Below are 25,762 nucleotides of genomic sequence, written 5' to 3' on the forward strand. Positions count from 1 at the left end.
GCCGGCCATGGTGCCGGCCTTATCTGGCCGGCGCTGTCTCTGCGCCGTCACGTGTGCTCCGGCTCTACCACCTTCCACAGCAGCACGAAACCGACGGCGAGGAAAACCAGCACGATCACGGCGGCCACCCGCTGGGTGGCAAAGACCGCCGTGGCGATGCCGATCAGCAGCGGCGCCAGAAACGTGGTGGCGCGTCCCGACAGCGAGTAGATGCCATAGAATTCACCCACCATGTCGGGCGGGCTGAGCCGCGCCACCAGGGTGCGGCTGGCCGCCTGCATCGGTCCCATGCCGAGGCCGAGCAGGATGGCGCAGACGAAGAAGACCTGCTCGCCGGCGGAACTGAAGGCGCCGGCACCGGCCGCGCGCGGTGCCACCTCGATGCCGAACAGCACGCTGTCGGCGGTGATCGAGAGAATCCCGAGCGTGCCCAGCGCCACCGAGACGATCGCGATCTGCACCGCCCGTTTTGAGCCGATGCGGTCGTCCAGCCAGCCGCCGGCAATCGCCGCCGGGATCGCGATCACGTTGAGTGCGATCCCGAAGATGCCGAGCTCGGTGGTGCCCCAGCCGAAAATGCCGGCCGCATAGATACCGCCGAAGCCGATCACGGCGACGAGGCCGTCATAGTAGATCATGTAGGCGATCAGGAAGCGCAGCAGGTTGCCGTATTGCCGCACATGGCGCAGGGTGTCGATCACGCGCCGGAAGCCGGCCCGTGCCACATCGGCAAACGGCCGGCCCGAGCCCGGCCGGTCCGGCGTGAACAGGAACATCGGCAACACGAAGACGGCAAGCCACAGGGCCGCGGCCGGCCCGATGATGCGCTCGGCCTCGAAACTCGAGCGCTGCAGCCCGAGCAGGGCCTCGCCGGGCGGCGGCCTGATGCCGACCAGTTCGGGCTGCGAGACGACCAGCACGGCGAACAGCGCGATCAGCCCGCCAAGATAACCCATGCCCCAGCCGAAGCCGCTGAGCCAGCCGACCCGCTGCGGTGTTTCCAGCCCCGGCAGCAGGGCGTTGTTGAACATGATCGAATATTCGGCGGCGATATTGGCAAGGACCAGACCGAGGATGACCAGCGGCAGCAGCTGCAGCTGGCCGGGCTGCGCCAGCCACAGCAGCGCACAGCCGAAAGCCAGCAGCAGCTGGAAACCGAACAGCCAGGGCTTGCGCCGTCCGCCGGCATCGGCGATGGCACCGAGGAACGGCGCGCCCAGCGCCACGATCACCGCCGAGAAAGCCTGGACGAAGCCCCAGAGCGACTGGCCGTCCACCGGGTTGCCGATCACCTTGCTGGTGAAATACGGGGCGAAGATGAAGGTGGTGATGACGGTGAAATAAGGCTGGTTGGCCCAGTCGAAGAACGCCCAGGACAGTCGCGCCGACCATGGCGCCGGGGTCGCCGGGCGGATGCCGGTTCCGCCATTCGCTGCTGCCACCGCCATGCTGCTCTCCATCCCCGCCATCTCCACCCGCTGCATCCTAGCCGTTCCGGCCGGGACCGAACAATTGCGGCCCAATGGCCGCGGACCAATTCATCCGGCCTTCCGCTACCCTGCCACTGTTACGGCGGCATGGCAGACCGCCGGTTTGAACCGCATTCTGACGGATTACGCGCCATGGCTGCCGATTTTCTTGGCAGATGCCTTTCTGTGCGGGTCTGCCTTGCCAAAGCGCATCATACGATGACAAACTAATTTCAGCACGCTCCTGCCGTCGCGGGAGCAGTGGCTTGTCTCAACGGGGAGATCAGACAGATGTCTTTTAAGACGTGGCTTTCGACAGCCGTGCTGGGTACCGCTTTGGTCGCCGGCGCCACCCATGCGCAGACCAAGTGGGACCTGCCCGGTGCCTACGGCGCCAACAACTTCCATTCCAAGAACCTGGTGACCTTCGCCGAGGATGTGAAGAAGATGTCCGGCGGCAAGCTCGACATCACCGTCCATCCGGGTGCCTCGCTGTTCAAGGCGCCGGAGATCAAGCGCGCGGTGCAGACTGGCCAGGTCCAGCTCGGCGAAGTGCTGATGGTCAACGTCGAGAACGAGATTGCGGCTTTCGGCGCCGATGGCGTGCCGTTCCTCGCCACCAGCTATGACGATGCCGCCAAGCTGTGGAAAGCGCAGAAGCCGGTGATCGAGAAGAAGCTGACCGAGCAGGGCATGATGGCGCTCTATGCCGTGCCGTGGCCGCCGCAGGGCATCTATGCCAAGACGGAACTGAAGACCATTACCGACCTGAAGGGCACCAAGTGGCGCGCCTACAGCCCGGCCACCTCGCGCATCGCCGAACTGGTCGGCGCCCAGCCGGTGACCATCCAGGCCGCCGAACTGGCCCAGGCGCTGGCGACCGGCACGGTGACCACCTTCATGACCTCGGGCTCGACCGGCCGCGACAGCAAGGTCTGGGAAAGCCTGAAGTATTTCTATGACGCCCAGGCCTGGCTGCCGAAGAACATCGTGATCGTCAACAGCGATGCCTTCAAGAAGCTGGATGCCGCCACCCAGAAGGCCCTGACCGATGCCGCCGCCGCCGCCGAAAAGCGCGGCTGGGATGCCTCGAAGGCCGAGACGGAATCGTCGAAGGCCGACCTGGTGAAGAACGGCATGACCGTGGCCCCGCCCAGCGCCGAGCTGAAGACGGGCCTGCAGCAGGTCGGCGCCACCATGATCGAGGAATGGACCAAGAAGGCCGGTGCCGACGGCGCCGCCATCGTCGACGCCTACAAGAAAATGTAACGATCCAGCCGGGCGGACCCATCAGGGCCCGCCCGGCTCCCTTTCGGCTCCGGATTTTCCAATGACATCCCCGCTTGCGCCGCTCTATCGCGCCTGCCTCTGGCTGGCCGGCCTGTTCATGATCGCCCTGCTGGGGACCATCCTGATCAGCATCGCCGGACGCCAGTTCGATTTCTATATCCGCGGCATCGACGCCTATGCCGGATACTGCATGGCTGCGGCTGCCTTCCTGGCGCTGGCCGGCACCTTCACCCATGGCGACCATATCCGCGTGACCCTGGTGATCGGCCGCCTGACCGGCCGCACCCGGCGCGGCTTCGAGCTGTTCTGCCTGGCACTGGCCGTTGCGGTCTCGGGCGCCTTTGCCTTCTACAGCATCAAGATGACCTGGTGGTCGTGGAAATTCCACGACATCTCGTCGGCCAACGATGCCTCGCCGCTGTGGATTCCGCAGCTCGGCATCGCCGTCGGCACCACGGTTTTCGCGCTGGCCTTCATCGAGGAATTCGTCCTGGTGCTGCGCGGCAAGGCGCCGGCGGCCGGTCATTCCGACATCTCGCACACGGAATAGGACGATGGACCAGATCCTGATTGCCGTTTTCCTGATCGTCGCCCTCTTCGCGCTGTTTGCGGCGGGCCTGTGGATCGGGCTCGGCCTGATCGCCTGCGGCTGGATCGCCATGGCCCTGTTCACCACGCGACCGGTCGGCGATGCCATGCTGACCACCATCTGGGGCTCGTCGACCAGCTGGACGCTGACCGCCCTGCCGATGTTCATCTGGATGGGCGAAATCCTGTTCCGCACCCGGCTGTCGGAAGACATGTTCCGCGGCCTGGCGCCGTGGATGACCAACATCCCCGGCCGCCTGCTGCACACCAACATCATCGGCTGCACCATCTTTGCCGCCGTCTCCGGCTCGTCCGCCGCCACCTGCGCAACCATCGGCAAGATGACCATCCCCGAACTGCGCGCCAGGAAGTATCCGGAAGGCCTGATCGTCGGCACGCTGGCCGGTTCCGGCACGCTCGGCCTGCTGATCCCGCCGTCCCTGATCATGATCGTCTACGGCGTTGCCGCCGAAGTCTCGATCGCCAAGCTGTTCATCGCCGGGGTGCTGCCCGGCATCCTGCTGGCCGGCCTGTTCATGGGCTATGTCATGGTCAACGCCTGGCTGAAGCCCGGCAGCATACCGCAGCCGGCCGAGCGCCTGTCCTTCGGCCAGAAGCTGTGGGCTTCGCGCAGCCTGCTGCCGACCATCGGCCTGATCCTTGCCGTGCTTGGCTCGATCTATACCGGTTTTGCCACCGCCACCGAGGCGGCGGCGCTGGGCGTGGTCGGCGCCCTGGCGATCTCGCGCGCGCAGGGCAGCCTGACCTGGGCCACTTTCAAGGAAAGCCTGCTGGGTGCCACCCGGCTCAGCTGCATGATCGCGTTGATCCTGTCGGGCGCCGCCTTCCTCACCCTTGCCATGGGCTTCACCGGCCTGCCGCGCCAGCTGGCCGACTGGATCGACCATCTCGGCCTCAGCCCTGCCCTGCTGATCATCGCCCTCACCATCTTCTACATCCTGATCGGCTGCTTCCTGGACGGCATTTCCATGGTGGTGCTGACCATGGCCGTGGTGCTGCCGATGATCGAACGCGCCGGCATCGACCTGATCTGGTTCGGCATTTTCGTCGTTCTCGTCGTCGAGATGGCCCAGATCACGCCGCCGGTCGGCTTCAACCTGTTCGTGCTGCAGGGCATGACCGGCCACCAGATCACCTACATTGCCCGCGTCACCTTTCCGCTGTTCCTGCTGATGTGCATCGCGGTGGCCCTGATCTTCATCTTCCCCGGCATCGCCACCTGGCTGCCGGCGCAGATGATCGGGCCGGGCTGAAGCACGGCCTTTCGAGAAGGAAACATCCGCCATGCTGCCGATCAGCCGCTTTCCCGGCGCCCCGGGCCGTGCCCAGACCACTGTCTGGAACGGCATGGTCTTCACCGTCGCCACGGCGGATACCTACGACCTCGACATGCGCAAGCAGGCCGCCGAGGCGCTGGCCAAGCTGGACCACCAGCTGGCCGCGGCCGGTACCGACAAGAGCCGGCTGCTGTCGGTTACGGTCTACATCACCGACATGGCGCTGAAACCGCAGATGAACGAGGTCTGGCTGGGCTGGGTCGACCAGGACAATCCGCCGCAGCGCGCCTGCATCGGCGCCAGCCTGGAAGACGGCGACCTGATCGAGATCGTCGCCGTCGCGGCCACGAAAGACTGATGCCGGTGCCCGCCCTCAGAAACTGGGCGGCGTGCAGGCGCTGACGATCTCGCAGGCCTCGCCGCCGATATTGCGGAAACGGTGCGGCTGGCTGCTCTCGAAATAATAGGCATCGCCGGGGCCCAGCACCCGGGTCTGGCCGGCCACGGTCACTTCCAGCCGGCCGCGGATCACGATGCCACCCTCCTCGCCCTCATGCTTCAGCGGCACCCGGCCGGTATCGGCGCCGGGCGCATAGCGCTCGACCAGGATCTGCAGGGCCCGGCCGGCGAGATCGGCACCGACCTGGCGGAAGCTGATCTTGCCGCGGCCGACCTCGGTCAGCTCCTCGGCCTTGTAGAAAGCCTGGCGGGGAACAGCCATGTCCTGGGCAAAAAACTCGGCCAGCCCCATCGGCACACCGTCGAGAACCCGTTTCAGTGCACCGACCGAGGGATTGACCTGGTTCGACTCGATCAGCGAGACGGTCGCGTTGGTCACCCCGGCCCGGCGCGCCAGTTCGCGCTGCGACAGTTTGCGGGCCTGCCGCACTGCTTTCAGCCGGGCCCCGATATCGATCTCCATGGCGGATGCTCCGTCGGGCTGTTCAGGTGTTCAATATCCTGAACATTCTGACATTCCGCCCTGCAAAATCAACAGCTTGCAGAATCAAAGAAATAGAGTATCCGGGCCGGTGAAACTCGCCGAATATCGGCCGGACCCGTGCCCTGCCGACACCCCATGGAGAGCCTTATGGCCGTTGCCACCGCCGCCGTTCCGAACGACCTCGAATCCTTCTGGATGCCGTTCACCGCCAATCGCCAGTTCAAGGCCAAGCCCCGTCTGCTGGTCGGTGCCAAGGACATGCATTACACCACCCATGACGGCCGCCAGGTCATCGACGGCAGCGCCGGCCTGTGGTGCGTGAATGCCGGGCACTGCCGCCAGCCGATCATCGACGCGATCCAGAAACAGGCGGCGGAGATGGATTTCGCGCCGACCTTCCAGATGGGCCATCCGAAGGCCTTTGAATTCGCCGCCCGCCTGGCCCATCTGGCCCCGGGCGACCTGAACCATGTCTTCTTCGCCAACTCGGGCTCGGAAGCGGTCGATACCGCGCTGAAGATCGCCATCGCCTATCACCGTGCCCGCGGCGAAGGCGCCCGCACCCGGCTGATCGGCCGCGAGCGCGGCTATCACGGCGTCGGCTTCGGCGGCATCTCGGTGGGCGGCATCGTCTCCAACCGTAAGGTCTTCGGCCCGCTGCTGGCCGGCGTCGATCACCTGCCGCATACCCACAGCCTGAAGGACATGGCCTTCTCGAAGGGCCAGCCCGACTGGGGCGCGCATCTGGCCGACGATCTTGAACGCATCGTCGCCCTGCATGACGCCAGCACCATCGCTGCGGTGATCGTCGAGCCGGTGGCGGGCTCGACCGGCGTGCTGATCCCGCCGAAGGGCTATCTGCAGAAGCTGCGGCAGATCTGCGACAAGCACGGTATCCTGCTGATCTTCGACGAGGTGATCTGCGGCTTCGGCCGCACCGGTGCCGCTTTCGGCGCCGATACCTTCGGCGTGATTCCCGACATGATGACGGTGGCCAAGGGCCTGACCAATGCGGCCGTGCCGGCCGCCGCGGTCTTCACCCGCAAACACGTGCATGACGCCTTCATGCAGGGGCCGGAGAACATGATCGAGCTGTTCCACGGCTATACCTACTCGGCCCATGCCCTCGCCTGCGCCGCCGGCATCGCCACCCTGGATGTCTATCGCGACGAAGGCATTTTCGAGAATGCCAAGGCGCTGTCACCCTACTGGGAAGACGCCGTGCACAGCCTGAAGGGCGTGAAGAACGTCATCGACATCCGCAATTGCGGCATCATGGCCGGCATCGAGCTGGCCTCGCGCGAGGACGGGGTCGGCAAACGCGGCTATGAGGTGTTCGTGAAGGCCTACGAGACCGGCCTGATGTGCCGCCTGACCGGCGACACCATCGCCCTGTCGCCGCCGCTGATCCTCAACAAGGGCCATATCGACGACATCTTCGGCATCCTGAAGGATGCAATCCAGAGCGTGAACTGACCGCAGCCGGTTCACTCCATGGCAAAGCCCGGCCGCAAGGCCGGGCTTTTTCGTTGACCGGCTATGATGTCAGGCTGCTGAGCCGCAGATTCTTCATGGCGTTGCTGCGCGGCAGGGTGGTGGTCTGCAGGATATGCGTGATCACGCCGCCCTCGAACCCGAAGACGGCATTGTCGACCCAGTCATGAAAAGCCATCGGCGCGGAGGGAATCGCAGCCGGGTCGGATATCGCAAACACAGACTGCCCATCGATGAAGAACTCCACCGCCGCGGCCGTCACATCGATGCGGTAATGATGCCAGGCCTGGATATCCACCCCCGCCAGCGGCACCGACCTGACCGTCAGGCCGTTCTGGACGGTGGCATAGAATCCATTGGGATAAAGCGGCTTCTCGCCCGGTCCGCTCTGGCCTTGCAGCTGGATGAACCACGCAATCTGCATGCTGAGCGGGAACACATCCGTGTTCCAGAAGCCCCAGCCACGCGAGCCGCCATCAGGGTTCGAGGCCTTGACCTCGGCCTCGAAGCGCAGGCCGGTGGCGGGGGAATAAGGCACATTGAGAAACAGGTCGTACCAGAAATGTGCCGGATCGGTTTTCGGATCGTCGACCGGAAAGAGATTGACGATCACATTCCTGGGCTGAACCGATGTCTGTGTGCTGTTGTAGATCTCGGCATTGAAATATTGCAGCGCCTGACCCGATGACGGCTTTGGTATCGCCGGAATGCTGTTGACCAGATAGCAGCCATCGGCGGTGTTGAATGCATGGCTGCCGGCCGTATCGGTGCGTTGATACCAGTAGTCCGGTGATGGATTCCGCAGATCGAAGGGCTGCTTCATGGCCACGAAATCGGCGATCACCAGCTGGTCCAGCAGCCAGAACAGAAGATACAGCAGGATCGCATCGTCTGTGGCGCTGCCCAGCTTCGGATGCAGCACCAGGCCGGCGACGCGCGCCGCCAGGGATGCATTCCGCCGCGCCGGTCCATTCCGTGCTGTCAGCGCGTTCAGTTCATCATACAGGCCGGCCCGCTCGGCTGCGGGCAGTTTCGCAACCGCCTGCCTGATGCCGGCGAATGACGGTGCAGCGGCGGCAACGAGGCCGGGCAGGACTGCCGCGCTGGCAGCGGTCGCGCCGGAAGCCTCGCGCGCGGCAATGACCTGTGCGGCAGCCGTATTGATCCGATCCGAGAACTGCAACAGAAGCGTCAGCATATCTTCCCCGCGCCTGCCGAATGACGACCCCGTTTCAGGCGCGCGCTTCTGGCGCGCGTCTCTGCACGACTATGGCGGGTCGCCATGCACGGGTATACCCGCAATCTCCGGCGCGGGCGGAATTCTGCGTGCTTGTATACAGGTGTAATCGGTGCGGCGCCGGCACGCGCAGAAAAGCCCGACCGCAGGATCGGGCTTTTCAATTACGGGGCTTCAGGCTGTGAAGAGCGTTTTATAATGCGCCTGCACCTGGTCGAACCGGCCCCAGTAGGCCGGCTGCGGATCGCCTTTCAGCCTGGCGATCAGTACACCCATATGCACATGCCAGCCACAGGAAACCATGAGGCCTTCGGTACCGCTGGTCAGCCGGCGGTGGGTCAGAACCAGCAGCACGTCGCGGCCCTGCGGGGTCAGTTCGAAAACCACCTCGGAAGCGGGGCTGCCATCCTCGGCCTCGCCCCAGGTCATGGCCAGAAGCTGCGGCGGATCGAGCTGGGTGATGCGGCCGCGCTGGGTCAGCGGGCCGGAATAGGGCTGCAGCCATTCCGGCACCGGCTCTCCCGCCGGCGCCAGCAGGGCATTGTGGAAATTCAGCACCACGCGACCGCCAACACGCAGCTCCATGCTGCCGGACGCGAGCCAGACCGCGCGTTTCTCCGGTTCGGTGATGTAGCTCCAGACCCGTTCGACGGGTCCCGGCAGCAGGCGGCGGAACCGCACCGCGCCGGATTCCAGCACCTGGCCATAGGCATCGTTGTCGATCACTTCGCCGCTCATTTCCTGCGTCCTTTCGGTTTCGCTGCCGGCCGCTCCGGCTGGCGCAGTTCGCGCTCGAGATCGTCGAGACGCGGGCCCCAGAAACGCCGCACCTGGGCGATCCAGCGGTCCATCTCGGCCAGACCCGCCGGATCGAGGCTGTAGATGCGCCGCTGGGCCTCGGCGCGGACCTGCACCAGCCGCGCCTCGCGCAGCACCTTCAGATGCTGCGACACCGCCGGTGCGCTCATGGCAAAGACTGCGCCGATCTCCCCGGCCGACAATTCGCCCTGCCCCAGCATCTCGACGATGCGGCGGCGGGTAGGATCGGAAAGCGCGGCGAAGCCCTGCATGGGCCTTTATTTATGATTTCTGCTTAATTAAGTCAACAATTAATTTAAAGACCCAGATACCGGCGCACCTCCGGCCTCGCCTCCAGCCAGCCGCCCCATTTGCGGAACACCTTTTCCATGCGGGCCGGGGCCACGCCCAGCTGCGCCATTGCGATGCCGCCATTGACCGATTCCCAGTATTCGGCGATCAGTCCGCCGCGCAGGCGGAACCGGCTCATCCCATCGATCAGAACCGGCCGGCCGGCGAATTCCGGCACCGTCGAGACGAAGCGCGACAGCGACCAGGCATAGCCATGATCGCCATCACACACCGCATCGAAGAACTTCCAGTGATAATCCGTCGCGTCGCGCAGGAAATGCTCGTCCAGCATGCTGCGGATTCCGGCATGGCCGGCGTGATCCCCGTAGATATAGTCGTGATAGACCGCATCCCCGGTAAACGCCGCAGCGAAGCCGGCACTGTCGCCGCTTTCCGCTGCGGCAGTCATGGCATCAAGCAGGGCCTGCAGTTCCGCGCTGGTGATCATGACGCTTTCTCCCGTTGTCTTCTCCGTTGTTTCGCGGGCCGCAGTGTAGCAGCATTGCCGCAAAAGCAAGGAGGAGACGCCGGCCATGGCCTATACCGAGATCCTGTACGATGTGACTGATGCCGTTGCGACAGTCACACTCAACCGGCCGGACCGGCTGAATGCCTGGACCACGACCATGGAAACGGAGGTGCGGGCGGCGATGGCACGGGCAGCAGAAGATGCCGCCGTGCGGGTGATCCTGCTGACCGGCGCCGGCCGTGGCTTCTGTGCCGGCGCCGACATGGACCTGCTCAACAATATCCAGGGTGGCGGCGAACGCCGGGGCCCACCACCGGCCTTCGACCTGACCGCGCGGCCGGATTTCCAGATGCAGTACGGCTATTTCCCGTCCATCCCGAAGCCGGTCATCGCTGCCGTGAACGGTCCGGCAGCCGGCCTGGGCATGATCATGGCGCTGTATTGCGACATGCGCTTTGCTGCCGACAGCGCCGTGTTCACCACCGCCTTTTCGCGGCGCGGACTGATCGCCGAACACGGTATCAGCTGGCTGCTGCCGCGCCTGGTCGGCCCGGCGCGGGCCATGGACCTGATGTTCTCCGCCCGCAAGGTCGATGCCGCCGAAGCATTGCGCATCGGGCTGGTGGATCGGGCTGTCCCCGGCGGGCAGCTGATGGGCGAGGTTCGCGCTTACGCGGCCGATCTGGCGGCCAATGTCTCGCCGCGCTCGCTGAAGGTGATGAAGCGTCAGCTATGGGATGCGCAGTTCCAGACCCTGGCCGAAGCAACCGCCATCGGCAATGCCGAGATGCTGCAAAGCTTCCGGAGTGCCGATTTCCGCGAGGGCGTCGCCCATTTCGTCGAGAAACGGCCGGCACGCTTTACCGGGGCATAGTCGCTACCGGTTTCCTCAGCCGGGCAACGGCCGCGCGAACCGGTGGATCAAGGCCGGCACCGCCGGCCTCCAGATGCGCGACGATTGCCGCCCGCATGGCCGGATCCCAGAATTTTTCGAGGTGATCGGCAATCGCGGCCGGAACATCGATCCGGCGCTGCGGCGTGAAGAACCTGCCGATCTGGTTGGCCATCATCACCAGCTTGTCAGGCGACATGGTCGCGGGCTCCCTGCAGCACGCGGTCGGGCCGCGTGAAAACCTCGAATTCGCTGCCACGGGCGACCGCGACCAGGGTCAGTCCCGCCTGCTCCGCCATCGCGATGGCCAGGGAAGTCGGCGCCGACACCGCGACCAGAGCCGGCACACCGAGGCGGGCAGCCTTCTGCACCATTTCCACGGAAACCCGGCTGGTCAGAAGCAGCAGCCCGCGGGACACGGCCGTGCCCTGGCGCGCCAGTGCGCCGGCCAGCTTGTCGAGAGCATTGTGACGGCCAACATCCTCGCGGATCGCCACCAGGTCGGCGCCCGGCTCCCAGAAGCCGGCGCCATGCACGGCCCGGGTGACGGTGTTCAGCCGCTGGGCCGGCGGCAGCGTCGCCATGGCCGCAATGATCTGGTCCGGCGTGAAGCGCGCATCGCTGTCGACCCGGGTCGCGGGCCGCATCGCCTCGTCCAGGCTCTCGATGCCGCATAGGCCGCAGCCGGTGGGGCCCGCTATCGCACGGCGGCGCGCCGCATAGGCTGCGGCACGGTCATCCGCCAGCCACAGGCGCAGATCGAGGCCGGCGGCGGTCTCGACCACTTCGATCTCGCGGATCTCGCCCGCCGTCGCGACGATGCCCTCCGACAGGCAGAAGCCGATGGCAAAGTCCTCGCAGTCCGCCGGCGTTGCCATCATCACCGCATGGGTGCTGCCGTTGCAGGTGATTGCAACCGCCGTCTCTTCCGGCACGGCCCGCTCGCCGCCGGCAAAACCGCTGCCGGTCCAGGCCTGCCGGACCACCCGCCGGCTTGGCTGGCACGGGCCGGTCATTCGGCCGCGTCCCGGGCGATCCGCCGGCTGCGGCCGGCGAGATCCTGATACTGCTCCTGCCATTCGGACGGACCATTGGATGGTGCGATCTGCACGGCAGTGACCTTGTATTCCGGACAGTTTGTGGCCCAGTCGGAATAATCGGTGGTCACTACATTGGCCTGGGTCGCCGGATGATGAAAGGTCGTATAGACCACGCCCGGCGCCACCCGGTCAGTGATCAGTGCGCGCAGGGCCGTCTCGCCAGCCCGACTCTGGATTCGCACCCAGTCGCCATCCCGCACGCCACGCTGCTCGGCATCATGGGGATGGATTTCGAGGCGATCCTCCTCATGCCAGACCACGTTGTCGGTACGCCGGGTCTGGGCGCCGACATTGTACTGTGACAGGATGCGCCCGGTGGTCAGCAGCAGCGGAAAGCGGGCACCCGTGCGCTCCTCGGTGGGCACGTATTCGGTGATCATGAATTTGCCTCTGCCACGGACGAACCCGTCCATGTGCATGATCGGGCTGCCCAGCGGCTTCTGCTCGTTGCAGGGCCACTGCACCGAGCCCATCTCCTCCAGCCGGGCATAGGATACGCCGGCGAAAGACGGGGTCAGGCGGGCGATCTCGTCCATCACTTCGGACGGATGGCTGTATGCCATCGGCACACCCATGGCCTCGGCGATCAGCAGGGTGATCTCCCAGTCGGCATAGCCGTTCTTCGGCGGCATCACCTTGCGCACGCGGTTGATGCGGCGTTCGGCATTGGTGAAGGTGCCGTCCTTTTCGAGGAAGGTCGAACCCGGCAGGAAGACATGGGCGTAGTTGGCCGTTTCGTTCAGGAACAGGTCCTGCACGACCACGCATTCCATCGCCGCGAGGCCGGCTGCCACATGCTGGGTATTCGGGTCGGACTGCAGGATGTCCTCGCCCTGGATGTAGATGCCCTTGAAGGTTCCGCCGACTGCGGCATCCAGCATGTTGGGAATCCGCAGGCCGGGTTCGTGATCGAGCCCGGTGCCCCAGACCGCTTCGAACATGGTACGGGTGGCGTCATCCGAGATATGGCGATAGCCCGGCAGTTCGTGCGGGAAGGACCCCATGTCGCAGGACCCTTGCACATTGTTCTGGCCGCGCAGCGGATTCACGCCGACGCCGGGGCGGCCGAGATTGCCGGTGGCCATGGCCAGGTTGGCGATGGCCATCACGGTGGTCGTCCCCTGGCTGTGCTCGGTGACGCCGAGGCCGTAATAGATCGCGCCGTTGCCGCCGGTGGCATAAAGCCGGGCGGCGGCCCGGATTTCCTGCGGATCGACACCGGCCATCGGGCCGACCGCTTCCGGGCTGTTCTGCGGCTCGGCAACAAAGGCCGCCCATTCCGAGAAATCCTCCCAGTCGCAGCGATCCCGCACGAAGGCCTCGTCGACCAGCCCCTCGGTCACGATCACATGGGCCAGCGCATTGAGGATGGCCACATTGGTGCCCGGCAGCAGCGGCAGGTGGTGGGCCGCCTCGACATGCGGCGTGCGCACCAGATCGATGCGGCGCGGATCGACCACGATCAGCTTCGCGCCCTGGCGCAGACGCTTTTTCAGGCGCGAAGCGAAAACCGGATGACCGTCGGTCGGATTGGCGCCGATCACCATCACCACGTCGGCCTGCTCGACCGAATCGAAATCCTGGGTACCGGCCGACGTGCCGAAGGCGGTCTTCAGGCCATAGCCGGTGGGCGAATGACAGACGCGGGCGCAGGTATCGACGTTGTTGTTGCCGAAGCCGGCACGGATCAGTTTCTGCACCAGGTAGGTTTCCTCGTTGGTGCAGCGCGACGAGGTGATGCCGCCAATCGACCGCCTGCCATACCGGTCCTGCAGGCGGCGAAACTCCGAGGCAACCCGGCCGATGGCTTCCTCCCAGCTGACCTCGCGCCAGGGCTGGTCGATGCTGTCGCGGATCATCGGGTTGAGAATGCGTTCGCGGTGATTGGTATAGCCCCAGGCGAAGCGGCCCTTGACGCAGGAATGACCGCGATTGGCCTTGCCATCCTTGTAGGGCACCATGCGCACGACCTCGTTGCCGCGCATCTCGGCCTTGAAGCTGCAGCCGACCCCGCAATAGGCGCAGGTGGTGACCACCGAATGCTCGGGCTGGCCGATCTCGATCACCGACTTTTCCATCAGCGTTGCCGTCGGGCAGGCCTGCACGCAGGCACCGCAGGACACGCATTCCGATTCAAGGAAATCTTCCGCCATGCCGGGCGACACTTTCGAGTCGAATCCGCGCGCCTGGATGGTCAGCGCAAAGGTACCCTGCACTTCCTCGCAGGCCCGGACACAGCGCGAGCAGACAATGCATTTCGACGCATCGAAAGTGAAATAGGGATTGGTTTCGTCCTTGGCCTGCCCGAGATGGCTGTCGCCTTCGTAGCCATAGCGCACCTCGCGCAGGCCGACGGCACCGGCCATGTCCTGCAATTCGCAGTCGCCGTTGGCGGCGCAGGTCAGGCAGTCGAGCGGATGGTCGGAGATATACAGTTCCATCACGCCACGGCGCAGCTGTTTCAGCCGCGCCGTCTGCGTCGATACCGCCATGCCCTCGGCGACCGGCGTGGTGCAGGAGGCCGGCGTGCCGGCGCGACCGGCAATCTCGACCAGACAGAGCCGGCAGGAGCCGAAGGCATCGACCATGTCGGTGGCACACAGCTTGGGCACCTGGATGCCGGCTTCCATCGCGGCGCGCATCACCGAGGTGCCCTCGGGCACGGTGATGCCGATGCCGTCGATGGTCAGCGTGACGGTCTTTTCGGCCTTGCTGGCCGGGGTGCCGAAATCGGTTTCAGGGACGAGAGGCATGGGGCGCCTTCCTGGTCATTCTGCGGCCGCGGCCAGGGACGGCCGGCCGAAATCCTCGGGGAAATGCCTGAGCGCGCTCAGCACCGGATAGGGCGTGAAGCCGCCGAGTGCGCAGAGCGAGCCGAATTTCATGGTCTGGCACAGGTCTTCCACCAGCGCCATGTTCGCCGCCCGGTCGGTACCGGCAATGATGCGGTCGATCACCTCCACGCCGCGGGTCGAGCCGATGCGGCAGGGCGTGCATTTGCCGCAGGATTCGATGGCGCAGAATTCCATGGCGAAACGGGCCATCCGCGCCATGTCGACGGTATCGTCGAACACGACCAGGCCACCATGGCCGATCAGGCCATCGGCGGCCGCAAAGGCCTCATAATCATAGGGCGTCTCGAACAGCGCCCGCGGGAAATACGCTCCCAGCGGCCCGCCGGCCTGCACGGCACGAACCGGCCGGCCGGAGGCGGCACCGCCGCCGATATCGTCGACGATCTCGCCCAGCGTCAGCCCGAAGGCCGCCTCGAACAGGCCGCCGTATTTCACGTTGCCGGCCAGCTGGATCGGCATGGTCCCGCGCGAGCGGCCGAGGCCCATATCGGCGTAATGCTGGGCGCCTTCGGCCAGGATGACCGGCACACTGGCCAGCGACACCAGGTTGTTGATCACGGTCGGGCGGCCGAACAGGCCCTTATGGGCCGGCAGCGGCGGCTTGGCCCGCACCACACCGCGCCGGCCCTCCAGGCTTTCCAGCAGGGCGGTTTCTTCGCCGCAGACATAAGCCCCGGCACCGACCCGCACCTCAATGTCGAAGGCATAGGGAGTGCCGCAGACCCGGTCGCCGAGGCAGTCGGCCGCGCGCGCCACGTCGATGGCGGCCTGCATCACCCGAACCGCATCCGGATATTCGGAGCGCACGTAGACATAGCCCCTGGTGGCCCCCACCGCGATGCCGGCAATCGTCATCCCCTCGATCAGCACGAAGGGGTCGCCTTCCATCAGCATGCGGTCGGCAAAGGTGCCGGAATCGCCTTCATCGGCATTGCAGACGATGTATTTCCGGTCGGCGGCAGTATCGGCAACTGTCTTCCACTTGATGCCGGTCGGGAAACCGGCACCGCCGCGCCCGCGCAGGCCGGATTTCGTCACCTCCGCAACGATACCGGCCGGACCCAGCGACAGCGCACGGGTCAGGCCGCGATAGCCGCCATGGCTGCGGTAATCCTCCAGCGACAGCGGATCGACGATGCCGCAGCGGGCGAAGGTCAGGCGCGTCTGCCGCTGCAGGAAGGGCAGGTCCTCGGGTCGGCCGATGCGCCGCGGATGCGCCGCGCCGATCAGCCAGCCGGCCTCGAACAGGCTGGGAATATCGGCGGCCTGCACCGGGCCATAGGCGATGCGCCCGGCCGGGGTTTCGACCTCGACCATCGGCTCCAGCCAGAACAGGCCGCGTGAGCCGGTGCGCACCACCTCGATGGCATGATTGCGTTTCGCCGCTTCCGTCCGGATGGCCGCGGCCACGGCCTCGGCACCCACTGCCAGTGCCGCGGCATCGCGGGGAATGAAAATCCTGGCCATCAGCCGCGCGCCTCCCGGATCACCGTGTCGAGGCCGTCGCCGTCCAGCCGGCCGATCACGCGGCCGTCGATCATCGCCGCCGGCGCGCAGGCGCAGAGGCCGAGGCAGTAGGTGGCCTCGATGGTGAGGCGGCGATCCGGGGTGGTGCCACCCCAGTCGAGGCCAAGCCGGTCCAGCGCCTGCCTGGCCAGCGATTCGCCGCCCATTGCCTGACAGGCCTCCGCCCGGCAGAGTTTCAGCACATGCCGGCCCGGCAGGGCGCGGCGGAAGTCATGATAGAAGCTGACGATGCCATGGATTTCCGCCCGCGACAGGTTCAGGGCATCGGCCACGGCCAGCAGCGCGGCATCCGGCAGAAAGCCGAACTCCGCCTGCAGGGCATGCAGCATCGGCAGCGCCGCACCCTCCGTCCCGGCAAATTGTGCAATGATTTCCGTGGCCCGGTTTTCGTCCCAAGCGGCAAACATCGAAGCGCTCCACCCAACAATTACGGGCGGATCATCTGCCCCGCGGATGGAAGCTTCAATAAAGCGGTCGGATGCTGCGATAGAACATTTCTATCAAAATTGGCGTGTTTATGGAATTCGGGCGTAAAACCAATCCGTAAGAACTGCAATTAAGAAGCGTTCTCTTATGAAGATTTTGCCAGGCTGGCCGCCAGGTGCTTGGCCTCTGCCACCAGCGCCGCCGCCAGCGGCGTCATCGGCTCGCGGTTGGGCACGACTAGGCCGATCATGTGCACGGCTTCCGGTTCGACGATCGGGATCGACCGCAGCTTCTCGGTCAGGCCCAGCGTGTCGGCCAGCTTCTCCGGCATCACACTGGCCCAGCGCCCCGTGCGCACATGGGAGAACAACACGATCATCGAATTCGATTCCAGCGTCGGCTGCGGCTCGCCGCCGCCGGCATTGCGCAGCAGCCGGTTGATGATGCGGCGGTTCTGCATGTCGGGCGTCAGCAGGCAGAGCGGAATGCGGCTGACCTCGGACCAGCTGACCTGGTCGCGGTCGCCATAGGGGCTGTCTTCCGAGGTCAGCAGCCGGTACTGCTCCGGATACAGCGACACCGCCCGCACCTTGCCCAGCGGTTCGTTGTCCAGATAGGTCAGGCCGGCATCGACCTCGAGATTTTCCAGCATCGACAGCACCTCGATCGAGGTGCGCGAATAGATGGTGAATTTCACATTCGGATGCTTCGCCCGGTATGGCGTGGTCAGCGCCGAAACCATGGCCAGCGCCGTCGGGATGGCCGCAATCTTGAGATGCCCCACCAGACCCCGCTTCTGGGCATGCACCTCCTGCCGCATCGCCCGGGTGTCGGCGACAATGCGCCGCGCCCAGTCCAGCACCCGTTCGCCTTCCGCGGTGAAACCGAGGAAACGCGAGCTGCGCTGCACCAGCATCACGCCAAGCTGCTCTTCCAGCTGCTTGATGCCGGCTGAAAAGGTCGGCTGGGTGACACCGCACAATTCGGCGGCCTTGCCGAAATTGCGCTCGCGGGCCAGCGCGAGCAGGAATTCGAGCTTGTCGATCATGGGGCTCCGGAAGCGGAAACCAGAATCCAGCAGCCTGTTTTACCCTGCCTTTGCCACTGCGCGCTCGAGAAAATCCAGCCGGTCCTGCCCCCAGAACATCTCGCCGTCGAGAATATAGGTCGGGGCACCGAATACCTGGATATCCATCGCCTTCTGGGTATCTGCGTCATAGGCCGCCTTCACGGCATCGCTGTCGGCCGCAGCAAACAGCCGGGCCGGGTCGAGGCCGCATTCGTTGAGGATTTCCTCCAGCGTTTCGGCATCGGCGATGTTGCGCTCCTCCGCCCATACCGCACGGCCGATCGCAAAGGACAGGTCGAGCGCCTGCTTCTGCGACAGCTCCCGCGTCGCTGTGATCAGCCGTGACGCCAGGCCGGCATCGACCGGAAACCCCTTCGGCTGCAGGTTCAGCGGCAGCCCACGGAAATCGCGCCAGCGCTTCAGCTCCATCAGGCGATAGGCCTGGCGCTGCGGCGGCCGCTTGGCCAGCGGCAGGCCGCCCGAGACCGAGAAGACCTTGCCGAGATCGACCGGCATCACCTTCACATCCGCCCCGTATTTCGCCACCATGGCGTTGAACTGCGGCGCGCCGAGATAGGCCCAGGGCGAGACGGGCGTGAAGATGTAGTCGATTCGGGCAGCCATGGGTTTCCTCCGGCGATCGGGTTTTTTACTGCAGCCCCCGCAGCCGCTGGAACTGCTTGAGGGCATAGCTGTCGGTCATGCCGCTGATGAAATCGGTCACGCTGAGCAGCCATTCGTAGCGGGCGGCGCCGGCCTGCGGCGGCTGTGGCATCAGGCGCAGCAGGGCGCGCTGGCGCGGCGCCAGCGCGGCGAATTCGCCGCCGGCCATCTCCAGTGCCAGATGGGCATCACAGAAGGCATCGAGCAGGCTGGTCAGGATCTCGCCGCCCATCACTTCGGTCTGGAAGCGCTCCCGCGTTTCGAAAATGCGGGCCCGCGTGAAGGCGGCGATCTCCGCCAGCGCGCCGGCCACCGGTGTTTCCGCCATCAGGTCGCCGTCATAGCGGCCGGTCATGATGGCCGGTTCGCAATCGAGGAAAACGGTCACGGCCAGGTCGATCAGGTCGCCGATCACCTTTGCGCGCAGATAGGCGATCTTCCAGGGCTCGTCGGCGATCTCGCGGTAGCGCGGCGGCATGCGCTGCAGCAGGGCATGCAGCCTTTCCTCGGCTTCGGCAAAGGTGATGCGGCCCAGCTTGTAGCCATCCTCGATGTCGACCACCGAGTAGCAGATGTCGTCCGCCGCCTCGACCAGCCAGGTCAGGGCATGGCGGGCATGGCGACCGCCGCCCAGAGCTTCGAGGCCCACGGCGCCGGCCATGTCTTCGAACAGCCCGGCCTCGGCGGCAAAATGGCCGAACTTGCCCTTGGCAGGATCGGCGGCCTGGCTGCCGAAAGGGTATTTCATGAAGGTGGCCAGGGTGGCACAGGTCAGGCGCAGGCCGCCGGCATCGCGCCAGTTCTGCAGCCGGCTCATCACCCGGAAGCCCTGCGCGTTGCCCTCGAAATGCAGGAAATCGCTGCGCTGCGGCGCGGTCAGCGGGCGGACCAGCTCGGCACCCGGACCGGAGCGGAACCAGTGCTGGATCGTGGCCTCGCCGAAATGGCCGAAAGGCGGGTTGCCGATATCGTGGCCGATACAGGCGGCCGCCACGATGTGGCCGAATTCCGCTGCGGTGACCCCGCCCAGATCGGCGCCGTGACGCTGGACGACGCTCTCGCCGACCTGCGCGCCCAGCGAGCGGCCGACCGAGGAGACCTCGAGGGAGTGGGTCAGCCGGTTGCGCACATAGTCGCTTTCCGGCAGCGAATGCACCTGGGTCTTGTCCTGCAGGCGGCGGAAGGCCGAGCAGAATACAACCCGGTCCCAGTCCTTCTGGAACGGATTGCGCGCCGGAGTGACCGGCTCAGCCCCCTGGTGGCCGAGTCGCTGGGCGGAAAGCAGCCGTGACCAAGTCATTGCCATGCCCGCACTCTGGAGAGAACGATTCGCGGTTTCAAGCGCTTGGCTGGTGGCCGGCCGGCCCGCGATACAGTTTTTGATTGAAATTGCCACCCGCCAAATCGGATGATTGGCCGCTGAACGGAAACAGGGCCGCCGGATGATTCTTCTGACGATCGCCGTAACCGCGGTGGCCGCACCGCTGATGGTCGGCCTGGTCTGCCTGTTTGCCTATCGCAATCTGGGTGGCGGCGGTCATTTGCTGTTCTGGGCGGCGGGCCATGTGGCACTGGTTCTGCCCTTTGGCATTCTCGGCTTCACCGACTGGATCGCCGATCCTGTCTGGTATTCGGTGCTGGCAGCCACCGCCGGCAGCCTCACGTTCATGGTCATGCTGGTCACCGGCATCCGCGTTCTGACCGGTCACCAGGACAGCATGACGACGGCCCTGCTGCTCAGCCTGGCCCTGACCGCCTGCGTCTCCCTGGTGCAGCAGACTTCGGACCTGATGTATTTCGGTGCGGCCAATTTCGTCACCGGCGCCGGGCTGCTGTATGGCGGCAGCCTGCTGCTGCGGCATCGCCGCTCCCTGCTCTACTCGGCCACCGGCATCCTGCTGCTGGGCCGCGGCATTCTCGCCGTCTTTTATGCCGTCCAGCTGATGCATATGGCCGATCTCAATGCCACGCTGGCATTTTCCGTCTTCGCCAATCTGCTGACGGCACTAGGCCTGATCATGATCGAGTTCGACAATGCCCGGCAGCGCGAGGTGCGGGCACGCGAAGACGAGCATCAGGCCCGCCTGTTCAGCGAAACGCTGATCGATGCCATGCCGGCCACCATGACCTTCAAGGATCACGACCTGCGCTACCGCATGATCAACCGGCGCATGCGCGATATCATGCCGGCGGACCTTGTCAACGTCATCGGCCGCACCTGGAGCGAGGTGGTCGGCCCGGAGGCCGCCGCTGCCGTCGAACAGGAAGACCGGCGCATCCTGGCCAGCGGCGAAACCATCCATATGGAACAGGGCTGGGCCGGCCGGGATGGCCGGCAGCTGATCATCTGGGCAATGAAAGTGCCCCTGCGCGATGCCGACGGGCGGGTCCAGGGCATCATCACCTGTGGCGTCGACATCACCCGCCTGAAAGAAACCGAAGCGCAGCTGATCGAGCAGCGCGAGGCGGCTGAATCCGCCAACCGCACCAAGACCGCCTTCCTTGCCAACATGAGCCACGAACTGCGCACGCCGCTGAATGCGATCATCGGCTTTTCCGAGATGCTGGCCGCCGGATATCTCGGCAACATGAGCGACCGCCAGCGCGACTATGCCATCAGCATCCGGCAGTCCGGCGAGCACCTGCTGCAGCTGGTCAGCGACATCCTCGACCTGTCGCGGCTCGAAACCGGCCGGCTGGAACTGGAAATCGAAACCTGCGCCTTCGACGAGATTGCCGCAGCCGCCCTGGCGATGGTCGGGCCACAGGCGGCGGCAGGCAGCATCGGCCTCTCCTTCTCCCCCAGCCATCTCGCGGTACGGGCCGACCGCCGGGCATTGACGCAGATTCTGGTGAACCTGCTGGGCAATGCCGTGAAATACAATCGCAAGGGTGGCAGCGTCACGCTCGCCGCCGTTATCGAGGACAGGGTGATGCGCCTCTCGGTGCATGACACCGGCATCGGCATGACCGAGGCGGAAACCCGCGCCGCCATGGCGGCCTTCCAGCGCATCGATGCCTATCGCAGCCACAGCAACAGCGGTGCCGGCCTCGGCCTGTCGATCTGCCGCAGCCTGGTGGAGCGGCATGGCGGGCATATGCAGATCCGCAGCCGTCCCGGCCACGGCACCACCGTCGACGTCATGCTGCCGGCCTGACCGGCGCGGCTTCCGGCCGCCACGAAACCGCCATAAATCCCGCCGGTTTCCGGTGCCCGCGGAATCGTGACCGTCATCACTGCACCGCAGCACGCCAGCGCCTATATAGAATTCACGAAACGAGATCGATGTTGCAGCGTCTTCTTGTTTCTCATTTCCTCCCCTATGAATCCCCCCCTGAGGGACGGCCTTCCCCCGGCCGTCCCTCTCTTTTTGCGGTATCGTTGCAGACCCTGCATGGCTTGCTTTCGCCGGTCGCATGGGCCATCAAGGCGCATCATGCCTAGCAGACGCAAACCGCATCCGGTGCCGGCCGGCTTCGTACCGCTGCCGCCGGTCTCCCGCTTTTTCGCCACCCTGGGCAAGGTCTATGTCCGTCCCGACGGTCCCGGACGGCCGCCGGTCTACGGACTGCATGTCCGCCCCAAGCATGCCAACCGGCACGGCACGGGCCATGGCGGCTTCCTCGCCACCCTGGCGGACACCTTCATGGCGGCTTTCGTGCATGAAACCCGTCCTGAAATCGCCCGCATGTGGACGGTACGGCTGGAGATGGAATACAAGCGCCCGGCCCCGATGGGCGCCTGGCTGGAAGGCTATTGCACCGGAATCGAGCGCGAGCGGGATTTCATCACGGTGCGCTGCGAATTGCGGGCCGGCGAGACCGTCACCAACCGGACCAGCGCCGTCTTCAAGGTGACGGACAGAGCTCCGGACAGCCCCTGAATCCTGCCCTGAATCCTAGCGCGTGGCCGGCGGCATCAGCGGCAGTGGCGGCGCCGGCGGCTTGGCCATCGGCGTAAGAGAGGCAGCCGGCGACGGTATCTCGGCCGGGGCCGCCTCTGCGGAGATGACGCCGCAATAAACCGACGGCACACCCAGATGGCTGAGCCGGATCGTGTCGCCCTGGCGCTCCGCACCCCAGTCCGGCGACATGTAATCATAGCGGGCACCGCGCGGCTGGCGGTGCAGGACGACGGGCAGCATGCCCTTGCCGTCAACCACCAGGCGGTCGCCGCTGCTGCCCAGCAGGATATTCAGGCCATTGTCGCAGCGAAACGCGACCAGGCCGCCCCCGCCGGCCAGCCGCCGGGCTTCGGCGGTCGGCCCGGGTTCGGGCTGCGGCAGGCTCTGCAGGCTGAAATGGGTGGTGCCACCGCGACCATCCCCGGCCCAGGCCGACCGGATATCTTCCAGCCGCTGCAGGGCGGCCCGCGACTGGGCCACGGCGCCGGTGATGTCGGCTTCGTCCAGCTCGGTATCGATGCCATCCACCGTCTTGGTTCCCGAGGTGAACCGGCCGGCAGCGAAATTGAGGTTCAGCGACACCCGGCGGAAGCTGTCGGCGGTGCCGGCCTGACCGGCCCGGCGCTGGCTGCTCTCTCCGTAATGCATCAGTCGGCCGCCGAAAAAGTTGAACACGACATTGGCGTTGCCGTAGGCGCCGTAATCCCGCCATTCCACAATGCGTTCGACCCGGCCGTTGCGCACCGCCGCTTCCCAGTCCGCCTGGATTTCGCCGGCGCGGTAATGGCCGCGCACCGTCTTGCTGCCGGCCACCGCATCCTCGGTCGCCCCGGGATCGCTGCCCTGAACCTGTCGGTCCTGGGCCCGGGCGGATTGCAGGGCCGCCGGCGCGGCCAGCAGGACAGCCAGCAGCAGGATCGGCAGGCGGCGCGACGGCATTCCTTCGACCATGACGCGGACTCCTTTCCGTCTGCGCTATGATGCCCCGGGAAAGCGGCAAGATTCTGGCGGAAAATCCCGATACAGATCAATACCCTAGCATTTCGCAATGCGCCCATCCGCCGTATTCTTGCCGGATCGCCGTCCACACGGGAGCCCGGTTTGCCGCATCTGCTGTCGAGACTGACGATCCTGGCCTGGCTCGGCTGTGCCTGCACCGCAGCCGCGCAGCCGGATATCCAGATCGTCGGCCCGGAGCGGCTGCCCTATATCGTCGACAGGAATGGCAGCGGCAGCGGGCCGGCAGTCGAACTGGTCCGCCTGATTGCCCGCGCCGCCGGCATCGACCAGGAGGTGCGCATCCTGCCGTTCCAGCGGGCAGTGCGCCAGCTCGACGAGGGCGACACCCTGTATCCCGCCCTGCTGCGCACTCCCCCGCGGGAGGATCTGTATGTATGGATCGGCGAAGTCTTTGCAGACCGGGCGGTGCTGTTTACCCGTCGAGACGGACCGCCGGTCAGCGAAATTGCGGCAGCCCGGCGGCTGGAGCGGATCAGTGTCATGCGCGGCTCCGAACTGCACGGCATCCTGCGCTCATTCGGCCTGCAGAATGTCGAGACCAACATCTCCGAGGACCATAACGCCCGGCTGCTGCGGGCCGAGCGCATCGAGGCCTGGTTCACCCTGCGCGCCGTGGGCCGGGCCACCTGGCATGAGCTGGGCTTTCCGCCGGCAGAGATCCAGCATGGCGAAGCCTTTGCCCTGATGTCCTTCTGGATCGCCGGCTCGCGCAACCTGCCGCCGGCCACGGTTGCGAAGCTGCGTGCCGCCTATGACGGGCTGCGCCAGTCCGGCGCCTATGACAGGATCGTGGCGCCGCTGCGCGAACCGCCATCCTGATCGCCCGGTCCCGGCCGCGCGGCCCTCAGTTCCGCATCCATATGCCGCCACCCAGCGGAAGCGGCAGGAACAGGCCGCCGTCACGGTCTGCCAGCAGCCGGTCGATGGCTGCGGTGGCGCCCGGGAAATCGGCATAATCGTAATCGGCCAGCAGGATCATGCCGCCCGGCGCCAGCCGCTCGAGCATGGCCGGCAGCAGGATGCCGGTCGGCCGCGCCAGATGCGCCGACAGGCGGGCAAAGGCGATCTGTGGCGGCAGCAGGCCGGCCAGGCCAGCCGCGTCGCCGGCTTCGCTGCGGCTGGCCGGATGGACCGGATAGGGCGGCAGGGGCCGTGCAGCCGTCCGCAGCCCGAAATAATCGGCATATCCCGGCGGCGGCGCATCCGACGGATCGGCGGCCTCCCCAGCCAGCGACAGCTTGCCACGCCAGAACCGGCCGGGTTCGACCTGCCTGTGCAGCAGCAGCGCCAGCATTCCGGCCACCGGGGCAATATCGACGAAACTGCCCGGCGTGCCATTGCGCAGCAGGTTGCGGATGGCCGGCTGCAACGGAATCAGCTGGGCGCGCCGGAACACCGTATCGCCTTCTTCATGGGCGGCAACGGCCCGGTATCCGGTCCAGGCATCGTCCTTCAGCAGCACGGGCTGGTAGCGCAGCCAGGTTGCCACGACGTCGTTGCCCAGCACCACCGTCCTGGTCTGCCCGTCTTCGGCCTTGAGGCTCAGCTTGTCGCCATTGCGGAGTGTCATGCGTCACCCTTGCGCAGAATGATGCCGCCCAGCGCCAGCGGCAGCACCGCTGCAGGCGGCGATGGCAGGCCATCGACAAAGTCTTCGACCGCCCGGGTGGCACCGGGCCAGTCGACGATGTGAAAATCGTCAATGAAGACCGCGCCGCCAGGGCTCAGGCGCGGCCAGAAGAATTCAAGCGCATCGCGGGTCGGCTGGTAGAGGTCGACATCGATGTTGACGAGGGCAAAGCGGCGGTCCGCGACCTCGGGGAACCGCTCGGGAATCCAGCCCTGATAGAGGTCAATGAACGGGAAGGCCTGCAGCCGTGCCCGCACGAAATCGAGCGGAACCGCAAACCGCCGGTTGGTGCCATGATTGCTCTGATGCCCGTAAGGCGTTGCCATGTCCGGCGGAACCGCGTCCTCTGCCTGTGGCGGCGACAGGCCTTCGAAAGAGTCGAAGACATGCAGGCGGCCGGCAAACCCGCCGCGTTGCAGCTGGCTGGCGATCAGCGTGGTGGACACCGCGGCCGCGCAACCGCATTCCGCAACATCCCCGGCCACACCACTGCGCATCACTGCGCCGGCCAGACGGCCGAGCGCCAGCAGCCGCATGCGGCGGCCGACGCTGTCGCTGCCGGGAAACAGCCCAAGCTGGGCCCGCAGATCGGCCCATAACGGATCATCCGGCCGGCCGGCCGACAGCAGCCGGTCCCACAGCACCAGCGTCGACCAGTCGAATGTCACACTCAGCAGCCGGCCGGTTTCCGGCTGCCGCCACGACTGAACCAGGGAATCCGTCATCTGCCCCTCGGCA

At 65.9% G+C, this 25,762-nt stretch carries 27 protein-coding genes; 10 read left to right on the plus strand and 17 right to left on the minus strand.

The window, feature by feature from the left end; genetic code table 11:
- Positions 1 to 47 precede the first annotated feature (47 nt).
- Positions 48 to 1,448 carry an MFS transporter gene (locus ACEQZY_RS11130; protein WP_370154322.1) on the minus strand — a complete coding sequence of 467 codons (1,401 nt, stop codon included), beginning with the start codon at positions 1,446 to 1,448 and terminating at the stop codon, positions 48 to 50.
- Here ACEQZY_RS11130 and ACEQZY_RS11135 point away from each other — a divergent pair.
- From ACEQZY_RS11135 to ACEQZY_RS11155, 5 genes are all read left to right on the plus strand, one after another.
- Positions 1,447 to 1,692 carry a hypothetical protein gene (locus tag ACEQZY_RS11135; protein ID WP_370154324.1) on the plus strand — a complete coding sequence of 82 codons (246 nt, stop codon included), beginning with the start codon at positions 1,447 to 1,449 and terminating at the stop codon, positions 1,690 to 1,692. The genes ACEQZY_RS11130 and ACEQZY_RS11135 overlap by 2 nt on opposite strands.
- Positions 1,693 to 1,760: 68 nt before the next feature.
- Complete coding sequence (locus ACEQZY_RS11140) at positions 1,761 to 2,738, plus strand: TRAP transporter substrate-binding protein (protein ID WP_370154326.1); 978 nt, start codon at positions 1,761 to 1,763, stop codon at positions 2,736 to 2,738.
- A 61-nt stretch (positions 2,739 to 2,799) separates the two neighbouring features.
- The gene (locus tag ACEQZY_RS11145) at positions 2,800 to 3,309 is read left to right on the plus strand and encodes a TRAP transporter small permease (protein WP_341703071.1); all 510 of its coding nucleotides are present in this window, start codon (positions 2,800 to 2,802) and stop codon (positions 3,307 to 3,309) included.
- A 4-nt stretch (positions 3,310 to 3,313) separates the two neighbouring features.
- A complete protein-coding gene (locus tag ACEQZY_RS11150) occupies positions 3,314 to 4,621 on the plus strand; it encodes a TRAP transporter large permease subunit (RefSeq protein WP_341703072.1) in 1,308 nt (435 codons plus the stop codon).
- A gap of 31 nt (positions 4,622 to 4,652) precedes the next feature.
- Positions 4,653 to 5,003 carry a RidA family protein gene (locus ACEQZY_RS11155; RefSeq protein ID WP_370154328.1) on the plus strand — a complete coding sequence of 117 codons (351 nt, stop codon included), beginning with the start codon at positions 4,653 to 4,655 and terminating at the stop codon, positions 5,001 to 5,003.
- A 15-nt stretch (positions 5,004 to 5,018) separates the two neighbouring features.
- Here the strand turns inward: ACEQZY_RS11155 and ACEQZY_RS11160 are convergent, their stop codons facing one another.
- A complete protein-coding gene (locus tag ACEQZY_RS11160) occupies positions 5,019 to 5,567 on the minus strand; it encodes a cupin domain-containing protein (protein WP_341703074.1) in 549 nt (182 codons plus the stop codon).
- A gap of 168 nt (positions 5,568 to 5,735) precedes the next feature.
- Between ACEQZY_RS11160 and ACEQZY_RS11165 the strand changes: the two genes are divergently transcribed.
- Positions 5,736 to 7,064: an aspartate aminotransferase family protein gene (locus ACEQZY_RS11165; RefSeq protein ID WP_341703075.1), complete on the plus strand. Its 1,329-nt coding sequence runs from the start codon at positions 5,736 to 5,738 to the stop codon at positions 7,062 to 7,064.
- Between the two features lie 61 nt (positions 7,065 to 7,125).
- Here ACEQZY_RS11165 and ACEQZY_RS11170 read toward each other — a convergent pair whose 3' ends face one another.
- From ACEQZY_RS11170 to ACEQZY_RS11185, 4 genes are all read right to left on the minus strand, one after another.
- Positions 7,126 to 8,280, minus strand: coding sequence for a hypothetical protein (locus ACEQZY_RS11170; protein WP_370154332.1), 1,155 nt, complete (start codon positions 8,278 to 8,280; stop codon positions 7,126 to 7,128).
- A gap of 213 nt (positions 8,281 to 8,493) precedes the next feature.
- On the minus strand, positions 8,494 to 9,057 hold the full coding sequence (locus ACEQZY_RS11175) for an SRPBCC family protein (protein ID WP_370154334.1): 564 nt from the start codon (positions 9,055 to 9,057) through the stop codon (positions 8,494 to 8,496).
- Entirely contained in the window at positions 9,054 to 9,389 is a 336-nt protein-coding gene (locus ACEQZY_RS11180) for a metalloregulator ArsR/SmtB family transcription factor (RefSeq protein WP_341703078.1), read from the minus strand. Before ACEQZY_RS11180 ends, ACEQZY_RS11175 begins: the two co-directional genes overlap by 4 nt.
- 44 nt (positions 9,390 to 9,433) lie before the next feature.
- Complete coding sequence (locus tag ACEQZY_RS11185; protein WP_341703079.1) at positions 9,434 to 9,916, minus strand: nuclear transport factor 2 family protein; 483 nt, start codon at positions 9,914 to 9,916, stop codon at positions 9,434 to 9,436.
- A gap of 85 nt (positions 9,917 to 10,001) precedes the next feature.
- Here ACEQZY_RS11185 and ACEQZY_RS11190 point away from each other — a divergent pair, with 85 nt between their 5' ends.
- Positions 10,002 to 10,811 (plus strand): enoyl-CoA hydratase, encoded by an 810-nt coding sequence (locus ACEQZY_RS11190; RefSeq protein WP_370154336.1) that lies wholly within the window; start codon positions 10,002 to 10,004, stop codon positions 10,809 to 10,811.
- Here ACEQZY_RS11190 and ACEQZY_RS11195 read toward each other — a convergent pair.
- The 8 genes from ACEQZY_RS11195 to ACEQZY_RS11230 all read right to left on the minus strand — a co-directional run bounded on the left by ACEQZY_RS11195 (position 10,798) and on the right by ACEQZY_RS11230 (position 19,775).
- Positions 10,798 to 11,007, minus strand: coding sequence for a formate dehydrogenase subunit delta (locus tag ACEQZY_RS11195; protein ID WP_341703081.1), 210 nt, complete (start codon positions 11,005 to 11,007; stop codon positions 10,798 to 10,800). The two genes, ACEQZY_RS11190 and ACEQZY_RS11195, sit on opposite strands and share 14 nt — an antisense overlap.
- 10 nt (positions 11,008 to 11,017) lie before the next feature.
- Entirely contained in the window at positions 11,018 to 11,845 is an 828-nt protein-coding gene (gene fdhD / locus ACEQZY_RS11200; protein ID WP_370154340.1) for a formate dehydrogenase accessory sulfurtransferase FdhD, read from the minus strand.
- The gene (gene fdhF / locus ACEQZY_RS11205; protein ID WP_370154342.1) at positions 11,842 to 14,682 is read right to left on the minus strand and encodes a formate dehydrogenase subunit alpha; all 2,841 of its coding nucleotides are present in this window, start codon (positions 14,680 to 14,682) and stop codon (positions 11,842 to 11,844) included. The genes fdhD and fdhF overlap by 4 nt, the downstream gene beginning before the upstream one ends.
- A gap of 15 nt (positions 14,683 to 14,697) precedes the next feature.
- Entirely contained in the window at positions 14,698 to 16,251 is a 1,554-nt protein-coding gene (locus ACEQZY_RS11210) for a formate dehydrogenase beta subunit (protein WP_370154344.1), read from the minus strand.
- On the minus strand, positions 16,251 to 16,718 hold the full coding sequence (locus ACEQZY_RS11215) for a formate dehydrogenase subunit gamma (protein ID WP_341703085.1): 468 nt from the start codon (positions 16,716 to 16,718) through the stop codon (positions 16,251 to 16,253). Before ACEQZY_RS11215 ends, ACEQZY_RS11210 begins: the two co-directional genes overlap by 1 nt.
- A 164-nt stretch (positions 16,719 to 16,882) precedes the next feature.
- Complete coding sequence (locus ACEQZY_RS11220) at positions 16,883 to 17,785, minus strand: LysR family transcriptional regulator (protein WP_341703086.1); 903 nt, start codon at positions 17,783 to 17,785, stop codon at positions 16,883 to 16,885.
- 39 nt (positions 17,786 to 17,824) lie between these two features.
- Complete coding sequence (locus ACEQZY_RS11225; RefSeq protein WP_370154346.1) at positions 17,825 to 18,430, minus strand: 2-hydroxychromene-2-carboxylate isomerase; 606 nt, start codon at positions 18,428 to 18,430, stop codon at positions 17,825 to 17,827.
- 25 nt (positions 18,431 to 18,455) lie between these two features.
- Positions 18,456 to 19,775: a deoxyguanosinetriphosphate triphosphohydrolase gene (locus ACEQZY_RS11230; RefSeq protein ID WP_341703088.1), complete on the minus strand. Its 1,320-nt coding sequence runs from the start codon at positions 19,773 to 19,775 to the stop codon at positions 18,456 to 18,458.
- Positions 19,776 to 19,911: 136 nt separating this feature from the next.
- Between ACEQZY_RS11230 and ACEQZY_RS11235 the strand changes: the two genes are divergently transcribed.
- Both ACEQZY_RS11235 and ACEQZY_RS11240 read left to right on the plus strand, forming a co-directional pair.
- Positions 19,912 to 21,627 carry an ATP-binding protein gene (locus ACEQZY_RS11235; protein ID WP_370154348.1) on the plus strand — a complete coding sequence of 572 codons (1,716 nt, stop codon included), beginning with the start codon at positions 19,912 to 19,914 and terminating at the stop codon, positions 21,625 to 21,627.
- Between the two features lie 279 nt (positions 21,628 to 21,906).
- Positions 21,907 to 22,353 (plus strand): PaaI family thioesterase, encoded by a 447-nt coding sequence (locus ACEQZY_RS11240; RefSeq protein WP_341703090.1) that lies wholly within the window; start codon positions 21,907 to 21,909, stop codon positions 22,351 to 22,353.
- Positions 22,354 to 22,368: 15 nt separating this feature from the next.
- On the opposite strand, the gene ACEQZY_RS11245 is transcribed toward ACEQZY_RS11240, so the two are convergent.
- On the minus strand, positions 22,369 to 23,325 hold the full coding sequence (locus tag ACEQZY_RS11245; protein ID WP_341703091.1) for a hypothetical protein: 957 nt from the start codon (positions 23,323 to 23,325) through the stop codon (positions 22,369 to 22,371).
- A gap of 150 nt (positions 23,326 to 23,475) precedes the next feature.
- Here ACEQZY_RS11245 and ACEQZY_RS11250 point away from each other — a divergent pair, with 150 nt between their 5' ends.
- Positions 23,476 to 24,213, plus strand: coding sequence for a transporter substrate-binding domain-containing protein (locus ACEQZY_RS11250; protein WP_341703092.1), 738 nt, complete (start codon positions 23,476 to 23,478; stop codon positions 24,211 to 24,213).
- Between the two features lie 25 nt (positions 24,214 to 24,238).
- On the opposite strand, the gene ACEQZY_RS11255 is transcribed toward ACEQZY_RS11250, so the two are convergent.
- Both ACEQZY_RS11255 and ACEQZY_RS11260 read right to left on the minus strand, forming a co-directional pair.
- Positions 24,239 to 24,964, minus strand: a complete 726-nt coding sequence (locus ACEQZY_RS11255; protein ID WP_341703093.1) for a hypothetical protein — start codon at positions 24,962 to 24,964, stop codon at positions 24,239 to 24,241.
- A complete protein-coding gene (locus ACEQZY_RS11260; protein WP_341703094.1) occupies positions 24,961 to 25,749 on the minus strand; it encodes a TylF/MycF/NovP-related O-methyltransferase in 789 nt (262 codons plus the stop codon). The genes ACEQZY_RS11255 and ACEQZY_RS11260 overlap by 4 nt, the downstream gene beginning before the upstream one ends.
- Positions 25,750 to 25,762 lie beyond the last annotated feature (13 nt).

This window comes from Ferrovibrio sp., from assembly GCF_964218355.1.
Taxonomy (GTDB): domain Bacteria; phylum Pseudomonadota; class Alphaproteobacteria; order Ferrovibrionales; family Ferrovibrionaceae; genus Ferrovibrio.